General features: G+C 46.4%; 17 protein-coding genes and 1 pseudogene. 15 read left to right on the top strand and 3 right to left on the bottom strand.

The genetic code is table 11. From position 1 onward, the window contains the following. Nucleotide 1 precedes the first annotated feature (1 nt). Both PVOR_RS15080 and PVOR_RS15075 read left to right on the top strand, forming a co-directional pair. The gene (locus PVOR_RS15080; protein ID WP_006210171.1) at nucleotides 2-760 is read left to right on the top strand and encodes an ABC transporter permease; all 759 of its coding nucleotides are present in this window, start codon (nucleotides 2-4) and stop codon (nucleotides 758-760) included. A 665-nt stretch (nucleotides 761-1,425) separates the two neighbouring features. Further along, the gene (locus PVOR_RS15075; RefSeq protein WP_234972925.1) at nucleotides 1,426-2,094 is read left to right on the top strand and encodes a hypothetical protein; all 669 of its coding nucleotides are present in this window, start codon (nucleotides 1,426-1,428) and stop codon (nucleotides 2,092-2,094) included. Between the two features lie 66 nt (nucleotides 2,095-2,160). Here the strand turns inward: PVOR_RS15075 and PVOR_RS29675 are convergent. Further along, nucleotides 2,161-2,580: pseudogene (locus PVOR_RS29675) on the bottom strand (DEAD/DEAH box helicase); the annotation flags it as partial. A 351-nt stretch (nucleotides 2,581-2,931) separates the two neighbouring features. Between PVOR_RS29675 and PVOR_RS15070 the strand changes: the two are divergent. The 4 genes from PVOR_RS15070 to PVOR_RS15055 all read left to right on the top strand — a co-directional run bounded on the left by PVOR_RS15070 (nucleotide 2,932) and on the right by PVOR_RS15055 (nucleotide 6,195). Beyond that, on the top strand, nucleotides 2,932-3,498 hold the full coding sequence (locus PVOR_RS15070; RefSeq protein WP_006210169.1) for a phosphoglycerate mutase family protein: 567 nt from the start codon (nucleotides 2,932-2,934) through the stop codon (nucleotides 3,496-3,498). 134 nt (nucleotides 3,499-3,632) lie between these two features. Further along, on the top strand, nucleotides 3,633-4,085 hold the full coding sequence (locus PVOR_RS15065) for a VOC family protein (RefSeq protein ID WP_006210168.1): 453 nt from the start codon (nucleotides 3,633-3,635) through the stop codon (nucleotides 4,083-4,085). Nucleotides 4,086-4,341: 256 nt separating this feature from the next. Further along, the gene (locus tag PVOR_RS15060) at nucleotides 4,342-5,487 is read left to right on the top strand and encodes a protein kinase (protein WP_234972923.1); all 1,146 of its coding nucleotides are present in this window, start codon (nucleotides 4,342-4,344) and stop codon (nucleotides 5,485-5,487) included. A gap of 234 nt (nucleotides 5,488-5,721) precedes the next feature. Then, complete coding sequence (locus PVOR_RS15055; protein ID WP_006210166.1) at nucleotides 5,722-6,195, top strand: HIT family protein; 474 nt, start codon at nucleotides 5,722-5,724, stop codon at nucleotides 6,193-6,195. 24 nt (nucleotides 6,196-6,219) lie between these two features. On the opposite strand, the gene PVOR_RS15050 is transcribed toward PVOR_RS15055, so the two are convergent. After that, nucleotides 6,220-6,435, bottom strand: coding sequence for a hypothetical protein (locus tag PVOR_RS15050; RefSeq protein ID WP_006210165.1), 216 nt, complete (start codon nucleotides 6,433-6,435; stop codon nucleotides 6,220-6,222). Nucleotides 6,436-7,275: 840 nt separating this feature from the next. Between PVOR_RS15050 and PVOR_RS15045 the strand changes: the two genes are divergently transcribed. From PVOR_RS15045 to phnE (PVOR_RS15010), 8 genes are all read left to right on the top strand, one after another. Next, nucleotides 7,276-7,596, top strand: a complete 321-nt coding sequence (locus PVOR_RS15045; protein ID WP_006210164.1) for an ArsR/SmtB family transcription factor — start codon at nucleotides 7,276-7,278, stop codon at nucleotides 7,594-7,596. Nucleotides 7,597-7,698: 102 nt separating this feature from the next. Beyond that, the gene (locus PVOR_RS31780) at nucleotides 7,699-9,006 is read left to right on the top strand and encodes an alpha/beta fold hydrolase (RefSeq protein ID WP_006210162.1); all 1,308 of its coding nucleotides are present in this window, start codon (nucleotides 7,699-7,701) and stop codon (nucleotides 9,004-9,006) included. Nucleotides 9,007-9,018: 12 nt separating this feature from the next. Then, nucleotides 9,019-9,450: a hypothetical protein gene (locus tag PVOR_RS15035; RefSeq protein WP_006210161.1), complete on the top strand. Its 432-nt coding sequence runs from the start codon at nucleotides 9,019-9,021 to the stop codon at nucleotides 9,448-9,450. A gap of 119 nt (nucleotides 9,451-9,569) precedes the next feature. Continuing rightward, on the top strand, nucleotides 9,570-10,112 hold the full coding sequence (locus tag PVOR_RS15030) for a DUF998 domain-containing protein (RefSeq protein ID WP_006210160.1): 543 nt from the start codon (nucleotides 9,570-9,572) through the stop codon (nucleotides 10,110-10,112). A gap of 419 nt (nucleotides 10,113-10,531) precedes the next feature. Next, on the top strand, nucleotides 10,532-11,632 hold the full coding sequence (locus PVOR_RS15025; protein WP_419144513.1) for a phosphate/phosphite/phosphonate ABC transporter substrate-binding protein: 1,101 nt from the start codon (nucleotides 10,532-10,534) through the stop codon (nucleotides 11,630-11,632). A gap of 121 nt (nucleotides 11,633-11,753) precedes the next feature. Continuing rightward, complete coding sequence (phnC, locus tag PVOR_RS15020; RefSeq protein WP_006210158.1) at nucleotides 11,754-12,539, top strand: phosphonate ABC transporter ATP-binding protein; 786 nt, start codon at nucleotides 11,754-11,756, stop codon at nucleotides 12,537-12,539. Continuing rightward, entirely contained in the window at nucleotides 12,532-13,347 is an 816-nt protein-coding gene (gene phnE / locus PVOR_RS15015; RefSeq protein WP_006210157.1) for a phosphonate ABC transporter, permease protein PhnE, read from the top strand. Before phnC ends, phnE (PVOR_RS15015) begins: the two co-directional genes overlap by 8 nt. 22 nt (nucleotides 13,348-13,369) lie before the next feature. Then, nucleotides 13,370-14,176, top strand: a complete 807-nt coding sequence (gene phnE / locus PVOR_RS15010) for a phosphonate ABC transporter, permease protein PhnE (RefSeq protein ID WP_006210156.1) — start codon at nucleotides 13,370-13,372, stop codon at nucleotides 14,174-14,176. Between the two features lie 170 nt (nucleotides 14,177-14,346). On the opposite strand, the gene PVOR_RS15005 is transcribed toward phnE (PVOR_RS15010), so the two are convergent. After that, complete coding sequence (locus tag PVOR_RS15005) at nucleotides 14,347-15,936, bottom strand: bifunctional metallophosphatase/5'-nucleotidase (protein ID WP_006210155.1); 1,590 nt, start codon at nucleotides 15,934-15,936, stop codon at nucleotides 14,347-14,349. A gap of 395 nt (nucleotides 15,937-16,331) precedes the next feature. On the opposite strand from PVOR_RS15005, the gene PVOR_RS14995 reads away from it, so the two are divergent. Then, a complete protein-coding gene (locus PVOR_RS14995; RefSeq protein ID WP_006210153.1) occupies nucleotides 16,332-19,676 on the top strand; it encodes a chitinase N-terminal domain-containing protein in 3,345 nt (1,114 codons plus the stop codon). Nucleotides 19,677-19,734 lie beyond the last annotated feature (58 nt).

Here is a 19,734-nt window from a genome sequence, read left to right as displayed (position 1 = left end):
CATGATTGTCTCTTCTAGTAGAAAGATAACACAAATCCTTCGTGCTGAACTGGATAAATTAGTTACATTACCATTGATATGGCGCACTCTTATGGGTACATTCATTGTTAATTTAGTTTTAGCCGCAGCATTTACTTCTGTTGGTCTACAAGGGGCAGCAGGTACGCAAAGTATACTGAATATAGGACTTGCTTCTATGGGATATCTCCAAGCAGGATTCATTATTCTTGGGATAATAGCTACTTGTTCGGAGTATACCGGTGGACAGATTCGAACTACGTTAGCTACGATACCTTGGCGTGGGATTCAATTATCCATGAAGCATTTGGCATTGGCAATCATAACCGTTCCCGCGGCCTTTATTATTGCTGCATCCGGTGTACTATATACTTTTATGATGATGAGAGACACAGCAGCATGGATTGAAACAGACACAATGATAAAAGCATTAGCGGGTGCAACAGGCTATCTAACATTAACCACACTTCTTAGTGCAGCTATAGGTGCTCTAATAAGACGAACGACTCCTGCTTTAGTGGTACTGCTTGGCTATTATTTCATTGTCAGTCCATTGACGAGAGATTTTCTACCTAGTATTAAAAAATACTTTCCGGATACGGCAGGATACTATATGTATATGCCGCTTTCCTCTGATGAAATAAATGTCCTCACACCCATGCAAGGGACAGGTATTTCAATGTTATGGACACTGATTTTTGTTACAGCAGCTATTGTATTTTACCGTAAACGAGATGCCTGAGTGAATTTGCCCTTCGGATGAGATTCAACTGCCCTGAAGATGCAAGGATTTTAGTATCCTATCAGTCTGGTTGACTATTAGGTGGCCCTTATCAAGAATTTTTCGGTATTGTTCGATCTCGCCTTTCTTTCTATCTCAGAAGCCACTCCTTCGGCTACTTCTTTACTTTTTCATACAATCTAAAATGATTGCCTTTGTTCGTTTCCATAGCCATTTCTTTAAATCTGTCTCTTTGAATCGTCTCCATTCGCTGTACTTAAAGGTTCAGTAGAACATATCGGACCATGCAAGCTGCACCAAAAATGCTTTTTTATCTCAGGGGCTTCCGGTGATGACACAAGCCATTTTTTTAGCTCTTTAAGTCCTTCTTCTGTGATGGAATATATTTTTTGGAAGGAGTATCCTGATGGACCACTTCACTGGTGACAAGATGGAGGGACTGGATGCTCGTATCATTGTGTAGTGGAATATTTTATCCATTTATGCTTGACTAATTTCATGCTAAAGTAAAGCTCCTAATGTGTACGATAGCAGGACAGGATAACTGATATATTATAATTAAAATGGCGACTTCGGAGTTATTAGAACAAGAGTGCTAATAACTAATTTTTCAGAAGAGGAAGAACACTTTGCCCAAGCACATAAAGATCTACGCACTAATACTTATGATTATCATATTAATAAATGCTGCGATGTACAGACATTTAGAAAACCAATCATCTGAAAAATACAATGACCTCTATTCATTGTATAAGCAGAAGAACGATTCGGCATTTGTCTACTTAGTCAAACACGCTTCTGAAACGGTGCCGCTTGCTGACACTTTAATGGCAATCAGCGAGTCGATGGAAAATGAAGATCCTGCTAAGATACGGCAATTGATCGATAAGGCGAAGATACAAGCGGAAGAAATCGATGATCAACTATCAACATTCATTGAATTTAGCGATACCTACCTTAACAATGCTGTTCCTAAGCATTTTATTAATAACACTGCAATGACAACGGATGAGCAGTTGGACATGTTTATTCTAGCGCGTGAGGCGAGAATACGGGGGTCGTTATATGACATAAGCTATGCATATTGGAAGTCTAATCCTAAAACGATAGACATCAAGACTCGAGAAACCTTGCGCTCGCTGGCGTTGGAGCTCTATGAGTTAAATAAGACGGTTACGTCGTTTAAGGATAACGACGCGGCTCACATGTTTTATCTAACGGAGAATTATAAAGCGTTGATGCTAGGGAACTTGAAACCACACCTTGAAAGATTGAAAAAGATCCAGGATCATTTTCAGGACATTAATAAGTCGAAAAAAGAAATAGACACGTAATATGAAGCGTATGGTGCTGGTACATTCAGATAAATTATCATTATCTTCATCAAAGATAGAGTTTGCATTTGAAGAGGTTAACATGGATTCAAGCAATTCTTGTTTATAACTTAAGATGCTATCAATTTTTTCTTCTAATGTATTCATAGTAATGAGTTTATGGACTTGTACCATGTTTTCTTGACCTCTATGCGATGTACACGGTCGGTGGCTTGATTCTCATCTGCGGGGTTCCACCAACGATCAAAATGTATAACATGGTTAGCTACTGTTAGGTTTCAAACCTGTTCCTCCAGCTTTCAAGGGAAGAATAAAAATCGGTGTTTGTTTGCTTTGAAAATCATCCACCATCTTGGCCCGTTCCTTCTGTAAAGTACTACCGTTCAAGAACAGAACATGGACATCAAATCTTTCAGTTAAATGTTGTTGTAATAACTCTCCCATTTTTACATACTGAGTAAAAAGAAGTACACTTTCATCTGCCTCAAGAAGTGCAGTATTGCTTTTGCTCTATTTCCTCAGGTAGATCACCTTCCAATAATCAAATAATTCACATTCACTTAACTGTCCAGGCTTTTGCATAAGTTCTGTATAACATGTACAACTGTATTTTAACTCTTGTTTATTCACCTCATTTTCCACTAGTTAGGGCCCATTTTCAGCTTTGAATGGAAGAGGGATTGCACAGCTTATGCTGAGTAATTCTTCGGGAGGGGGTATATCAGGGATCAGCAAAATTGCAGAAATGGTCATGCCGCTCTATAAGCTAAAGGGCAGGATAGCTCCATACAAGCATAGAATACCTAATATTGGATTTGATGTTATGGGGGGCGGAAAATGGAATTTATATTTATTCGGCACGGTCATGGAGAACATCTCAACGATTATCCAAATCGGTTGAATACTCTGCATCCAAGTCTTACAGAGTACGGCAAATTTCAAGTAACGCAGCTGCGAAACGAAATTAAAATGGATCCTGATGATTTAGTTCTGGTAAGTCCAACTAAACGTACAATTGAGACGGCAACTATTATAAAAAGTGGTATGGACTTCATTATTTCTCCACTTGTTGGTCCGAGAATGTATCCTCAGAACCCCGAACTCCCTTTATTAGCATGTGATCTTATCCTTTCTAAAACTGAAATTACAAATCTGTATGCAGATGCTGGAATTCTTGATTTCAATTTGGATTGCTGGAAAGAAGGGATTAATAGGATCGAACAAGAAATTTTTGAAGGATATGCTAAGCAGTTATTCGATTGGATCGGGGAAAGATATAAAAAAATATTCATTATTTCACATGATGGTACGATAACGAATTATCGAATATTGCTTGGAGAAACAGGGTTGACCCGAAAAGATTTTCTCGGTGAGACGGGGGTATATCGAATGAAGTTGTACTAGAAGGGACACGTGTTGAAACTCAAGGAGCTGGATATTTATTTCGGTGTTAATCGTTTGGAAGGAGCTAGTGATTATTGGTAGAATTAATATGAAGATGATCTGGTAATAAATTTGTACACATAAGGAGATAAACTATGGAAAAAAACAAATTACTGAGAATGGACAATGTTGGCATCGTTGTAGAATCCCTTGATGACGCAGTCTCTTTCTTTGAGGAGATCGGTTTAAAGCTCGAAGGGCGAGCTACTGTCGAAGGGGAATGGGCTGGTCGCGTAACCGGGCTGGGTTCACAGTGTGTAGAGATTGCTATGATGGTTACCCCAGATGGCCACAGCCGACTTGAACTTTCGCGATTCCTTACCCCACCTACTATATCAGATCACCGAACGGCTCCCGTAAATGCCCTCGGTTATCTGCGCGTCATGTTCACCGTGGAAGACATTGACGAAATGTTACCCAGACTCACTAAGCATGGTGCTCAGCTCGTTGGCGAAGTGGTTCAGTACGAGGACTCGTATCGGCTCTGCTACATTCGTGGACATGAAGGACTTTTAATCGGTTTGGCGGAACAACTCGGTAATAAATAAGTGACGTTTTACCTGTCGAGGGACAAGAACAATAGATCCATAGAAAGTCGCTAATTTAGCGGCTTTTTTGTTTTATCGGTACAAGTTCTTGTCCCGAATCGAGGGCAAGAACTAGTTCCAATTACCGAGTAGATAAATATTTAACTACTTTTCACTGTTCTAATTCATTATGCTAACGGGCAGTGTAGTTCCAATAACATTTACCTTAAACTGGGTATATGTTAGGCTGGATGCATGGTTGGTGGCTGGGACTTTTTTGGAGTCAAAAGGTAAATTCACTATATTCGAGTGGAAGGATAGTGATCTATTTATGAAATCATTCCAAACAGAGCTTCATGTGTCTTACGAAACTCGACTTGCCCGTTATGCCAACGTATCTACTGCCTTAGCGTTGCTCAGTGATGAACGGCTTCGAGAGCGAGTGGAAGATGCTACGGTTCTTGCTACTGGCATCGGTGGTACAACGGCGTTATTGCAACTTGAAGACACGTCCATCTTCGTGAAAATAGTACCGCTTACGGAACTAGAAAGACGCACTCAGAATGTTATGTCCACTGGAAACCTATTCGAACTCCCCCCGTTTTGCCACTATGGCATAGGTTCGCCAGGTAGTGGCGTTTGGCGTGAAGTCGCCGCCCATACCATGACCACCAACTGGGTGCTGGCGAAACAGTGTGAGAGCTTTCCGTTAATGTATCACTGGCGGGTGTTACACAGTCCGAAACGACGTATGCCAATTTCTGAGGAACTGAGCGATGTTTCCCGTATGGTTGAGTTTTGGGGTTCCCAGGCAGTGCGGGATCGTATCGAGGCAATTGAGCAATCCGTGGATAGTGTTGTACTGTTCTGCGAGTACGTTCCCCATAATCTGCATGACTGGCTTACCGAACAGGTTGCTATTGGAGAGGCTGCATCCACCTCAGCGTTTGCCATGGTGGATTCCAACCTGCGGTCTGCTGTCTCGTTTATGAATGCGAATGGGTTACTACATTTCGATGTTCACTTTAGGAACGTTTTAACTGATGGACACCGTGTTTATATTTCGGACTTCGGACTTGCAACATCTTCACGCTTTGAGTTGTCCGATTGCGAATTTGAGTTTCTCGAATTGAACAAAGCCCATGATGGGTGTTATGTGGTGACAGAGTTCGTTAACTGGCTTGTAACGGTCTTAGGCAGTACAATGAATCGGACAGAACGTATAGACCTCATACGCCGATATGCTGAGGGTGACGAGTCGCCAGAGATGATGGAATCGGCAGCGGGGATTATTAAGCGGTACGCTCCAATAGCCATAGTGATGAATGATTTCTACACGAATCTCGTTGTGGAGAGCAGAGCTACTCCATTTCCAGTCGAGGAGATTCAACGAATCTGTGCAACAACTGGGTTCGAGCCGTAAGCTCATAGAGCTGTAATTGTGTAGATTACGCTCACGGGAAACGATAGTTCAACCAAGACGGCAGCCGGCCAGAAGGGGAGTTTTATTGAAATTGACTTCAAATTTTTACTAAAGAGGGAATGATCTATTTGGCAAAAACAATGTTCAACTTACAAGGCAGAAAAACGCAACGAACAGAGTTTTCCTGCGCCTATTAGTTGATTGGAGAAATATGAAAGGAGTTGAATGAGAAAGATGACAGCATCATTTTCACATAAGCCCGAGGGATACGAATGTCCATTTTGTCGTGTGTGGGGTATCGAGCAACCGAATCAGGGAACAAAACAATGGGATATCATCTATCAGAATGAAAAGGCAACCGCATTTATAGCGAGCAAATGGTGGCCAAACAACAAAGGACATGTTCTTATTGTTCCTAATCAACATTTCGAGAACATCTTTGAGCTCCCGGCGGATTACGCTGTTGAAATTCACCGCGCGGCTCAGCTTACAGCGTTTGCCATGAAAAGTACATATGGATGTGATGGGATTTCTACGAGGCAACACAATGAGCCTGCTGGTAATCAAGACGTGTGGCATTATCATCTCCACGTTTACCCTAGATATGTGAATGATCAACTTTATCTGACTAAGGGTTCTCAGTCGGATCCAGATGAACGCGCTTTCTATGCTAATAAGTTACGTTCTTGGATAAAGGAAAACATATAAGGTCTAGTCATTCTTTTCTTTTTTCTATTTCTTTTTTTTGAAGAAATCGAACAAATCGAATTTGATCACATAATCAAAGAGAGAGGTAATTACAACAACTCCAAGTGGAATTATTGCGTATGCCCAAGGCGGATTATTTGGAGCTTCACCAGGGGGGGCATCAATTAAAATCTCAAAAAGGACAATACAATAAATTACGGCCAGTACAATACCTGTTACGTTCCTATTTTTTTTCGGCATAGCTATTTCTAACCTCCCTTAAGATAACAGAACCTGAAAAATAAATCCTCTCATGAAAATTCAAAACTCACTATATTGTTTTGAATATAAACCATAGATGTACGAACAAAGATCGCTATATAAATTAAGGACTTGGTCTACTTTAACATATTATAATACAGATCATTCATTTAATTTTGTAGCAGCAAGACGAATCTTTCTCCACCTTAAACAATCCACTTGAAGCGGCTCTAGAATTTTATCGAGGGACAAAAAAATATTCCATTGGAAGTCGCTAAATTGACGGCTTTTTCGAATTATCAGGCTAGCTAGAATCCTCTGGTTGGCCTTTTTTTGTGGTCGTTTTATATTTCGCATTCCTTTACATCGTTTGACATGGGAAGAGGCTTTTCTGAAGCTCGCCGCACTGAAACTTCAAGCGAGCACATGGTGGGGTTTGAACGAAGCAGCTTGACTTCTTACCGGCGCATTTTGCAGGATCAGGAGATAAAATCCGGGATTTAATGTGATCCAAGTATGCGCAATCGTCGTCCATGAGACGATTGTATAAAGAGAGGTTATTGGATTGATGTGGGGAAATGCGAGGTGGATACACATATATCAACTGTGAAACTGCTCTACGAACATAGGATTAAGTGAATCTTGTGGCGAATTCTCCGGGAGCATCCCGCCACAATTGAACAATGGGTAGAATAGTAAAGAAATTTGCAGCTTAGCTTGCCATTTTTACGAAAATTGCGCTAATTCCTTATGAAGTGAAAGTTAAATTCATAAATCCACAAATATATATTGACGTGTATATACATATTGATATATATTAAGTTCATGAGAACAACAACTATGCAGTTAACGTTACTTACTCTTGCCGAACCCAATCGATTCAACATCGTTGAGTTGCTAAGAAATGGGCCCAAATCGGTAGGCGAAATCGTCCAAGCGCTAGGGATCAGCCAGCCGCACGTATCCCGTCATTTGCGCATCTTGAGCGAGGCTGGAATGGTACGCTCACGGAGCAAAGCACAATTGCGAATATACAGCCTCGAAGCTGGACCTTTCCAGGAGCTGGATGAATGGTTTGATTCCTTCAGCATTCTATGGGAAGAGCGTCTCGATAATTTTGAGGAGTATATGCTGGATTACAAGAAGAAGGAGGACCAATGACAGGTATCAACAGTTTCATCGCGAGCTACATGCTGAATTACCGCGAAGTCTGGAACCAAAGGCTGGATTTCCTTGAAAACTACCTGAAAAGGATGACTGCAAATGAAAAGAAAAACTACCATTCGTAAAAACCGCGAGCGTAGAGAACTCACAGTCGAACGTAACGTTGCAATGCCTGTCCATCTGGCATGGGAAGGCTGGACGGAGCCCAAACATATTACTAAATGGTGGGGGCCAAAGGGCTGGACGACAATCGTTTACGAAATGGATGTGCGGCCAGGTGGCGTGTGGCGGTATAGTCTTCAGGCGGAAGACAATAGCGGCGAGGCGGCCTATTGCAGAGCCACCTATGACGTAGTAGAGGCACCGGGCAAACTGGTGTACATAGACACTTTTGCCGACAGCGATTGGAATATGGTTCTGGATAGCGAAATGTACACGACCGTGTTGTTCGAGGAGAAAAGCGGGGGAACACGAATAAGCATCGTAACGCGATTCGCTACCAACGAACAATTGGACAACGCGGAAGCGATGGGCATGATTGAAGGATTCACCGATGCTTATGATCGACTGGAAGAATACTTAGAAACGTTAATAGGAGGCAACGACACAATGGAAACCGTTATTTCAAAAGATGGGACACACATCGCTTATACCAAACAAGGGACTGGTCCTGCAATCATCCTTATATCATCGGCGGCGGCTGACCATCAGGATGCTTCACCTTTAGCTGAGCACTTGTCTGTCAGCTTCACCGTATACAATTACGATCGTCGCGGACGAGGCCGCAGTACGGATACCTCACCCTACGAAACCGCACGTGAAGTGGAAGATATCGAGGCTTTAATTGCACTCGCCGGAGGACAGGCTTATTTGTTCGGAAGCTCATCCGGAGCCGTGTTGGCGCTTGAGGCCGCGAACTTGTTAGGAGATTCGGTTGCGAAGCTCTTCTTGTATGAACCGCCATTCATTATTAACGACAGCCGTAAACCTGTACCTAGTGACTACGTCGAACATTTGAATGCGCTAATCAAAGCCGAGAAAAGGTCTGAAGCAGTCGAATATTTCGCATCCGAGGCCCTAGGCATCCCCGGAGAATACATCGGCTATATGAAAGCCGATCCTTCTTGGAACAAGATGGAGTCCCTGGCACACACACTTGCTTATGATGGCATCATTATGGGAACGACGCAATCTGGGAACACACTGCCAACCGGCAGATGGAACGTTACGGTTCCTACTTTGATTATGACGGGGGAAAACAGCGAACCGCTTTTCCATGACGCGGCACGCGCGCTTGTCGAGCTTCTACCAAAGGCTGCAGCTCATTCGCTCGCCGGTCAAGATCATTCCGCGGTTATCATGGCTCCTGATGTAGTAGCAAAAGCTGTAGCGGATTCCGAACAATAAGGAGATGGGAGCATGGCGAATCTTCAGACGCTTGATCGACTAGTCGGTTCTTGGCAAATCAGCGGCGGAGCAGAAGGAACAGTAACCTACGAGTGGATGGAAGGCGGATACTTTTTGATACAACGTGTCCATCTTTCCCAGAATGGACAAGAAGTGAAAGGGATCGAGATGATTGGGCATTTAAAACCCTTCGGCGAAAGCAAGAGTCCGGATATTCGGTCCCGATATTATGATACGTTAGGCAATACCTTCGATTATGCTTATGAGTTGGAAGGGGATTCGCTCGTCATTTGGGCTGGAGACAAGGGATCACCTTACTATTATAAAGGGACATTCCGCTCTGACGGAAACTCCCATTCGGGAGCATGGCATTATTCCGGCGAGGGAGGCTATGAATCGACGATGACGAGGGTCTCGCCAGCAGGAGGGATAGGCATTGGCTAAGCAGTGGGTCATGGTAAAATCTTTAACGGTGACGGGCTCCAGGTTTGCCCTTGCGTCGATTATCGCTGGAGGATTGTTCGTGCTTCTCCTAAGCAGCCTTCATTTGCTGGAGCCCGAATTTGACCCGACAGTGGCGTTTTATCAGCGAATATGCTCTTGGCGACTTTGGTTGGATGATGCACCTGGCTTTTGGGCTGCTGGCTCTTGCTCAAATCAGTGTAGCAATTACGATTTTCCCGCATATTCGCACGGTTACGGGATACATAGGACTTGTTATTCTTGGGATCAGTGCAATAGGCGTTATAATCGCGGGCATCTTCGTGACCGATCCTATCACGGTTAGTCCTGATGATGCTACATTTAGCGGCAGCATGCACTCAATCGGAGCGATGCTGGACTACACGCCGGTAGCCGCATTATTGATTAGTCTTTCGTTAAGCCGACTTGATGTTTGGCGTCCTATGAAGAGAGTGCTGCTCACTAGCGCGATTATTGCAATCGTTGCGATGCTCCTATTTGTGCTTCAAATTCCGCAAGACGGGCAATTTGGACCGGGGGTTTTGGCCGGTATGTTCGGACGATTCTTAATCTTGGCGGACATTGCGTGGCTGACTATTGTAGGGATTCATGCAACCAAGCTCGGAGCTTCTAAAATAATGTAATCGAGGTAAAGAGCGTTTCTATGCGTATACAAGTTTACCTCACCACTTTCGTAGTGAATGTACAGCAGATGGTCAAATTAACGAACAAAAGCAGCCCGCCCTCATTTGAGGATGGACTGCTTTTTTTGCAGTATACCGTAGATCTTCCAGTTCGGAATACTTGTTTAACAAAAAGCGAGACTTTTGCAGGGCACTCCTTTGGGAGTCTTTTTTTTTGACTGCAAGCTACGATTTAGATTTTGTCCCATCCCCCAGAGATTTGTTTTCATAAGGTTAACTATATGTAAATGAGCGTTTCAAATTTTTTACAGGTAGATAATCATTCGATAACAATAGGCTTGTATGATGAATTTGGGTTTGCAAAAGGAGAGGCTAGACACTCGGTGAATCCGAATTATAAAAAGTGGGGGTATTTGATAGTGAAAAACAGATGGATGTTAACTGCAGTATTTGCATTAGGCGTAGGCCTTCTTGCAGGATGCGGTTCTAACGGAAACACGGCAAACAACGGAGCAGCAGCGGATAATACGACGCCTGCACCTCAGACGAATACGGCGCAAGAATCAACACCTTCTGCAACAGAGATCAAGGAGCTTAAGGTCAGCTTCGTTCCATCCAAGGACCCAGACCAAATCATTACGGCAACAGATCCATTGAAGGATCTTCTGAAAGAGCAATTGGCTACGGAAGGCTACAATGTGGAAAAGGTTACGATCGATGTAGGTACGACTTATGAGGCGGTTGGTGAGGCTTTGACGGCAGGGACGACGGACATCGGGTTCATCCCGGGCGGAACGTATGCCCTGTATGATGACGGTGCAGATGTGATTCTGACTGCTACCCGTGCGGGTCTGTCCAACGATTCCGACAATCCGAAGGATTGGAACGACAATAAACCGACGGCACCTACAGACGAGCAAGCAACCTACTACCGTTCGATTGCCATTGCTGGCCCAACGGATAAAGGTAAAGAGCTGGCAGCTAAGGTAAATGCGGGCGAATCCTTGACTTGGGAAGAGCTGGACAGTGCAAACTGGGCAGTAATGTCCACTTCGTCTTCCGCGGGTTACATTTACCCGACACTGTGGCTTCAAAATAACTACAACAAGAGCATCACCGATCTGAAACATGTGGTGACTTCGGACTCTTACGGAAGCTCGTTCGCCCGTCTGGCGGCTGGTCAAGTGGATATCATTGTAGCTTTTGCTGATGCAAGAAGAGATTATGAAGAAAAATGGACAACCGAGTTCAGCCGTTCCGCTTCGATCTGGGATGAGACGAATGTGATCGGAGTTACGCAAGGAATCTATAACGATACAATCAGCGTAAGCAAAAACTCTTCGCTGATGGATGATCAATTCAAGTCTGCATTGCAAAAGGCCTTTATCGCCATTGCTCAAACAGACAAAGGAAAAGAAGTTATCGCCGTGTACAGTCATGAAGGCTACCAAGAAGCAAAATCCTCGGATTACGACAACGAGCGCAAGGCTCAAGAGCTGATCAAGAGTCAAAAGCAGTAATCCACGATCAAGGCGAGGAAGTTAGACGGAAGCTTTGGAATGAAATGAGTGCATCATGGCAACGTGATGCCCTCATTTTTTCACGTTTTTACGCAGACTAAAGGATCGGAGCTTATATGCCATGATTGAATTCAAACAGGTGGAGAAAAAATACGCAAACGGAACTACAGCCTTGAAAAATATTAATCTGTCCATCGAGCAGGGCGAATTCGTCGCCATCATCGGTCTCTCCGGTGCGGGGAAGTCTACACTGATCCGTTGTATTAATCGAATGCATGAGATTACCGGAGGCCAGCTCAATGTGGATGGCATAGATGTAGGGAAGCTGAAGGGCAGCCAGGTTCGCCGGTTCCGCCGGAGAATCGGCATGATTTTTCAATCCTTTAATCTGGTGACAAGAACTTCTGTGATCAAGAATGTACTGGTCTCCTTTGTCCCAGATCTGCCGTTGTGGCGCAAGCTGACTGGAATCTTCACTAAGGATCATAAGATCAAGGCGCTGGAGGCATTAGATAAAGTAGGCATCCTTGATAAGGCATATATGCGTGTGGATCAGTTGTCCGGCGGTCAGCAGCAGCGGGTAGCACTGGCGCGGACGCTTGCTCAGAATCCGGATATTATTCTGGCGGATGAGCCGATTGCCTCGCTTGATCCGGTGACATCCCGGATGGTCATGGATGATTTCAAACGTATTAATCAGGAGATGAAGTTCTCGGTGATTATGAATATTCACCATGTCGAGGTAGCACTGGAATATGCCGACCGCATTATTGGCATTCGCCAGGGCGAGGTTGTTTTTGACGGGGAGGCTTCCGGGGTCACAACGGCAGTACTTGGCGAAATTTACGGCGGCCGTTTTGAGGAGGAAATGTCAGTCCAAGCGGAGGCCGAGATTGCTTATGTATGACAAACTATTTCCACCTAAAAAGGTTGCTCTTCCGAACGGCAAGATCGTTCTGGAGAAACGCTCCCGCACACCACTGATTCTATTGCTCCTCCTTGTGGCAGTTGCTCTGTCCGTGGAATTTACGAATTTTAATCTAAACGTGTTGTTTGTGCGAATAGGCAAGCTGTTCGGGATGATTGGCGAAATGTTTCCGCCGGATTGGGCGTACTTTCCTAAATTGTGGGGGGCGCTTGTAGACACCCTGCAGATGTCGCTTATCGGCTCCATGATCGGCGCGCTGCTTGCGCTGCCTATAGCGATTTTGGCCTCCTCCAATGTCGTTCCAAACCGGTTGGTGACAGCCTTCTTTAAGATTATTCTGAGTCTGCTGCGTACCTTGCCAACCCTGGTCACCGCCTTGATTGCTACCTTTATCTTTGGCTTGGGGCCAACCGCGGGCGTGGTAGCCATTCTGCTGTTTACGCTGTCTTATGTAGGCAAGCTGCTGTATGAGCAGATCGAAAATGTGGATATGGGTCCATTTGAAGCGATGGAATCCATCGGTATGACAAGAATTCAGGCATTTCGCTATGCCATGTTTCCACAGGTGCTGCCAAGCTATTTGTCCAATTCGCTGTTCTGCTTTGAGGGGAATGTACGTTATGCGGCGATCCTGGGATACGTGGGTGCGGGCGGAGTTGGCCTGTTGATTAAAGAAGATTTGGGCTGGCGTGATTATCAGAATGTAGGGATGATCATTTTGGCATTGGTCATCACGGTTTATCTGATCGAGACGACTAGTGAGCATTTCCGTAAAAAGCTGATTTGATGAAAGAGAGGAGGTTAGTTTAGTGACGACGATTGAGAAGCAACTTCAGGCCCAACCTCGTAATATGCGGTATGTGCTGACGCTTACGGTGATTATTATTGCACTGTTTGCTTGGTCGCTTGCTGCTGTTAATTTGAAGGATATCAATCAGAGCGGTCTCAAAATCGCTCAGAATATAATAACGGGAATTTTGAATCCTGACTTGAACTTGCTCTTGAGCGTTTCAAAACAGAGCGTATTGTATTTGCTGCTTGAGACGGTAGCCATTGCATTTTTGGGGACCATTGTAGGGGCGATCTTATCCGTTCCGCTTGCCTTTCTGGCTGCTTCGAATATCGTACCCAAGCCGGTGGCTTGGCTTACCCGCCTGCTGCTGATCTTCATCCGGACGATTCCTGCCCTCGTGTATGGCTTGATGTTCATCCGCGTCTCCGGTCCTGGACCGTTCTCAGGTGTGATGACGATAGGGATTACGTCGGTCGGAATGCTGTCCAAGCTGTATGTGGATGCTATTGAGGAGCTCGATACCAAGGTGCTTGAGTCCATGACCTCGATTGGCTGCACGACCTTTGAAAAAGTACGCTACGGCATCTTGCCGCAATTGATGTCGTTGTTCCTCTCGGTAATGATTTACCGGTTCGATATGAATATGCGCGAAGCATCTATCCTGGGCTTGGTTGGAGCAGGAGGGATCGGTGCCCCGCTGATCTTTGCCATGAACGGGTATAAGTGGAATCAGGTCGGGGCGATTCTGATCGGATTGGTTATACTGATTCTGATCATCGAGTGGATATCCAACAAGCTTCGGACTAAGCTGGTAAAAGGATAAGCGGGAGACAGGCTGCTGGTGCTGCCTAGTTGCCCTAAAAGCAACTAATTCGGCGTTTCCGATGAGGAAATTCGCCACCAACTCTAACTGAAAAAGGGCGACGTCAGAGAATGTGTCTCTGGCGCCGCCTTTTTCATTGTGGATTTAGGGGAAGAGACTGCCTAATAAGCTCAGTAAACAACCTCCCAATTATGATTGCAAGTCGCCTGGATCACGCCCACCCGGGAAATGTAATCTGCAAGAATCTCTGTCATATCGGTCGGAATTTCACGAACCACAGGCGCGTCCTTCAGCATGTCGAAGTTACCGCCACCGCCAGCCCGGTAGCTGTTCATGACAACATCGAAGCTTTCATCCGGATCCACAGGCGTTCCGTGGCGTTCCAATCTGACCACCCGCTGCCCGGCGGGCCTTGAGATATCGAGCGTATAGTCGATACCTTCCCACATATCATAATTGAAATGCTGCGGCTTTGGCTCCAGATAAGACGGCGCAATGCACAGTCCATCACCGGTCTCATTCACCTCAAAGTACTCAGCAGTCTGCTCCAGCATGGCTCGGATGTCGCTTCCCCTCATGCGGATAACCTTTAACGTATTAGGATAAATGTAGTTGGACACCACATCCCGCATGGTAATGATTTCTCCGAAGCCTCTGGCTTCATTGGTAAAGATGGCAGCCAGAGAGAGCTCAGCCCCGGTCACCTCCATCTGAATCCGATTTATCATTTCCGTAAAGGCATGATCTGCCTGGCGAGCTGTGAACGGATCGGGAATCGAGAGATCTCCCTCGGTGCGGCCTATGGGTTGATCGAGCCAATGCTGCGTTTGCCGTTCATCCTCAGCAAATAGAGCCAGAAAATCCTCATCCGCCTGATCCGCTTCATCTACAAGAAGCAATGAGGAAGTTTTGCCCGATAGCCGCCATCCCTTCTCTGGAACCGCCTGAAATTCAAGCTCTACCTTTGCAATCGCTTGTCCGGCACTGCCAGGCTGCGTAATGACTACCCCGTTAATCTCCCCGTTTAACAGGCGGTGCTGGTGGCCGGTGAGCAGTATGTCGACACCCTGGATCGTTTCACATATAGCATAGCCTTGATTTTCACCGGTTAAGGGTTCGGTCGCTTCACCAGTCATGGGATCGCGTTCGAAGCCCCCGTGATAGCTCAAAATCACCGCATCCGGCTGTTCCGTCGAACGAATCTTGTCTACCCAGTACTTGGCAGCACCCAGCGCATCAATAAAGGACAAGCCTTCGATGTGATTCGGCTCCTCCCAATTCGGAATAAAGTGGGTGGTAAGTCCGAGCAGGGCGATGCGAATGCCTTGCGGAAGCTCAAAGATCCGATATGGCTTGCCGAATGCAGGCTTTCCGTCAGTCTTGTTTACAATGTTAGCAGATAACCATGGACAATCGGAATCACGGATCGCCTGTCGAAGCAGCTCCTGTCCGTAATTGAACTCGTGATTCCCAAGCACAGCTGCATCATATCCAAGTGCATGAAGCGCTCGGGCTGCAGGATGCAGACCGTGGCGGTTTAACTTGGCATAGTGATACATCAGCGGCGTTCCTTGAAGCAAGTCTCCGTTGTCAATCAGGAGCAGATTGGTGCTTCGGCTTCTCTCTTTCTGAATCAGACCTGACAGCTTGGCAAGGCCAAGCGGCTTGTCGCCAGGGCCACGGTAATCGGTCGGATACAGGTGACCGTGAATATCGCTCGTATGCAGAATCGTCAGATTTATAGAATTCATAGATGTCATCAATGGCTGCCTCCCATGCTGATCAGATAAATGTGGAACTTAAATGGAATACAGCTATTATAAACAACTACTTACGTGTCATGGTAAACGCAGTGTTATTTTTGAAGAACACAGATAAAAAAGAAAACGGTATCGGAAGCCTATGCTACTTAGCGTTCACCTTTGTGAGCGGATGTTTACTCGATGATGGGATTAGTGCAATCAGAGAAATCCGGGAACAACAGCGATCGTAAGAACAACACTTCACACGTTGGTTGCCCCTAGCGTAAACTCATGAGTTCAACTGATATAGGTATATAAATTTCTTTTAATTTTACGTAACCTGGCTTTTAAGCTAATAATCACATGTAAAAATAAGGGTGTAAAACTACTCTAAATCTCATGGGAGGGAAATTATGAGCAGAAAGCTGGTTGGACTTGGAAAGAAGATCGGGACGAAGTGGTTGGGGATCGGACTTGCTGTATCCTTGGCATTTACGATTCAACTGGAACTGGGTGCGATACTCGCACCCGTGCATGCCGAGGGTCCGAACGATCCCGCACCCTTTATTGCTGCCAAAGTGGTAAATGAGAATGCCGGCAAGAAAATTCTTTTTGACAACGCTCATGCCCAGACCGCAGGTGCTGCAGACTGGGTTATTGACGGCGGATTTTCCGATTTTGGACAAGCACTGGCTGCTGACGGATTTGATGTCGCCGAGCTGCGCAAGTCAACGCCGATTTCTTACAGCGATCTACGCGGCTATTCCGTATTTGTTATTGCTGAGCCGAACGTTCCCTTCAAGCAGAGCGAGCAGGCTGCGATGGAGCAATATGTACAAAATGGAGGAAGTATTTTCTTCATTGGCGACCACTATAATGCTGACCGTAACAAGAACCGCTGGGATGGCTCCGAGGCGATCAACGGGTATCGCAGAGGGGCTTGGGAGGATCCGGCTAAGGGCATGAGTTCGGAAGAGAGAAACTCAGAGGCGATGCAAGACGTCGTCAGCTCGGATTGGCTCGCAGACCATTTCGGAGTTCGCTTCCGGTATAACGCATTGGGTGATATCACAGCTAATCATATTGTAGAACCGGATCAGGCCTTTGGAATCACCGAGGGAGTTGACGGAATTGCGATGCATGCCGGTTCTACACTAGCGATTACCGATCCGGCCAAGGCCAAGGGCATTGTGTATCTTCCGCAGACGAATGAGTCATGGGGAAATGCGGTCGATCAGGGCGTATATAACGGCGGCGGCATGGAGGAGGGACCTTATGTTGCCGTAGCCAAGGTTGGGTTGGGTAAAGCGGCCTTTATCGGTGATTCCTCTCCGGTAGAAGATGCCACACCAAAGTATTTGCGCGAAGAAACAGGAGCTAAAAAGACAACCTATGATGGCTTTAAGGAGCAGGATGATGCCGTTTTGTTAGTCAATATGATCAATTGGCTGGCTGATCAGGAGAGTTATACAAGTCTGGCACAAGTCGGTGACCTTCAATTGGATGAGGTAACAGAGCTGCATTCCTTCGAAGCGCCACAGGCTTCAACGGAGCCTCAGTCTGAACCTTGGTCTACGCCGGCCGCGGGTTATAAATGGTGGGACAGATCGACCTTCAAGCCGGGTTCTTACGGCGGTGCTACAGTGAGCGCATCGCCAGTCTATAGCTTTGTTCACCAATCCGTTTTACCGAATGCAGCAGAGTTTCAAATCCGTGTTCTTATCGAGAACCTGCCTGCCAATTCAACGGTGACCGGATTTAGCGCAGGGATCTATTTGACGGGTGGAACCCAGGTAGCTATGACGCAAAGAGCGGACGGAACCTGGCCAACCGCGTATGGATATGGGGACACCTTCAGCTTGACCGCCGATAGTCAAGGGCGAGCTTATAAGGATCTGACGATACGCGTCAAGCCAGGCACTTCCGGGGGAGCCAATCTTCGATTGCGCCAGAACGGCAATAATCTGTTGACCCAATCCGTGACTTTAGGTAACGTGCCTGCCGAGCCATTGCCGGATGCAGGCAGCTCGATTCCGGAATTGATTACGATAGCGGAAGGAAGAAGCAAGCCAGAAGGAAGTCTGATCACGGTTCAAGGTACTGTAACGACTGAACCAGGGATCTATGGAGGACAAACCTTCTATTTGCAGGATGCTACCGGCGGAGTCTATGTGTATCAGAGCAGCACGGGGTTTCATCAAGGCGATGTGGTAAAGCTTACAGCCTCAACCACCCTTTATAACACAGAGCTGGAATTAGCGAGCCCGGTCTTAATCGAAAAGGTGGGTACGGAGGAACTGCCGGAGGCGGTTAAGGTCGACTCTGTAAATGCTGCCAATCAAGGCCAACTGATTGCACTTCAGCAGGTGAAAATCACGAATATCATTACGGCATCCCCATCGGGCTCCTTCGAATTTGATGCGATCAGCGCGAGTGGGGTCAGCAACCACGTCCGCGTGGATGTTAGAACTGGGCTGAGCTTGGGCGATTTTCCTTATGAAGAAGGACAAATTGTCAATCTTCAAGGTGTATCCTCGATCTTTAAAGACGTATATCAATTGAAGGTTCGGGGAATAAGCGATATTTCACTTTCTCAGGCGAACGTTCCTCCGGAAACCTCTGCCGCTCTATCGGAGCAGCCGAACTCGAACGGTTGGATTAACCGGAATGTGACCCTTACTTTGACGGCTACAGGTCCGGAGCCGGCATCGACCATCTATTGGTTGAATGACGGAGCTGAGTCCGAATACTCGGGTCCTGTGGTTGTCGACAGAGAGGGAATCAACATCATTCAATACTACTCTTCTGCCGGTGATGTGACTGAAGAGGTGAAGACGATGGAAATCAAATTGGATAAGACAGCCCCTGCCGTGACGTTGACTCAATCGGGGAGCCGAATCGGAGACGTATGGGAGCAGGATAACCTGAAGTTTGAGCTTCACAGCACGGACGAGATCTCCGGCGTCATTACCCAGAAGGTCCTACTGGACGGACAACTGATTGAAGAGGGTCAGACGATCAGCGCCAAGGAGCTGGGAGCAGGAGAGCATGTCATTGAATACCGCGTAGAGGACGCCGCAGGCAACGTGGCCTCAGACCGGGCTGTATTCCAGGTGAAGCAGCCGAATGCCGCCGCAGCGCCGGGCATACCTGTACTGTCAGACAATAATGGTTATAGTACAGGCCTTCGAGACGGAAATTATAAGGTGACGATGAATTTGTGGTGGGGAAATAACGGCTCGGAGTTCAAACTGTATGAAGACGGCGTCCTGATTCAAACCATCCCATTGAAAGAGGCTTCTCCCTCGATGCAGACGGCTTCTGTCGATATTAAGGGAAAGGCCAATGGCGTATATACGTATGTCGGCGAATTGGTCAATGCATGGGGCGTATCACAGTCGGAGCCGCTTCGCGTAACGGTGACGGATGCTTCGCCGGGCAAGCCCGTATTGTCGCACGATAATTGGGACGGAGATGGCAGCTATCTGATTAGCGCCAACCTGTGGTGGGGGACGAATGCTGCCGAATACCGTCTCTATGAAAACGGCGTACTGATCGACACCCAGGCTTTGACCAACACTTCGCCTGGTATGCAGGCGGCTGTCACGGAAATCCATGATCGGGCGCCAGGTACTTACGAATATTATGCTGAATGGATCAATGCTGCAGGCGTAACGCAAAGCGACCGTATTCAGGTCCGCGTCGGAGCATCGGGTTTCAAGCCGCAGCACGTCCGCTTAATTCATTTTATAGGATGACTCGTGAAAGGCCGATCGGACCGGGGGAGCTCGGAGCCGATTGGTCTTTCTTGTCCTG

It is taken from the genome of Paenibacillus vortex V453, assembly GCF_000193415.1.
In the GTDB taxonomy this organism is placed as follows: domain Bacteria; phylum Bacillota; class Bacilli; order Paenibacillales; family Paenibacillaceae; genus Paenibacillus_AQ; species Paenibacillus_AQ glucanolyticus.
This window is presented reverse-complemented; position numbering and strand designations above follow the sequence as displayed.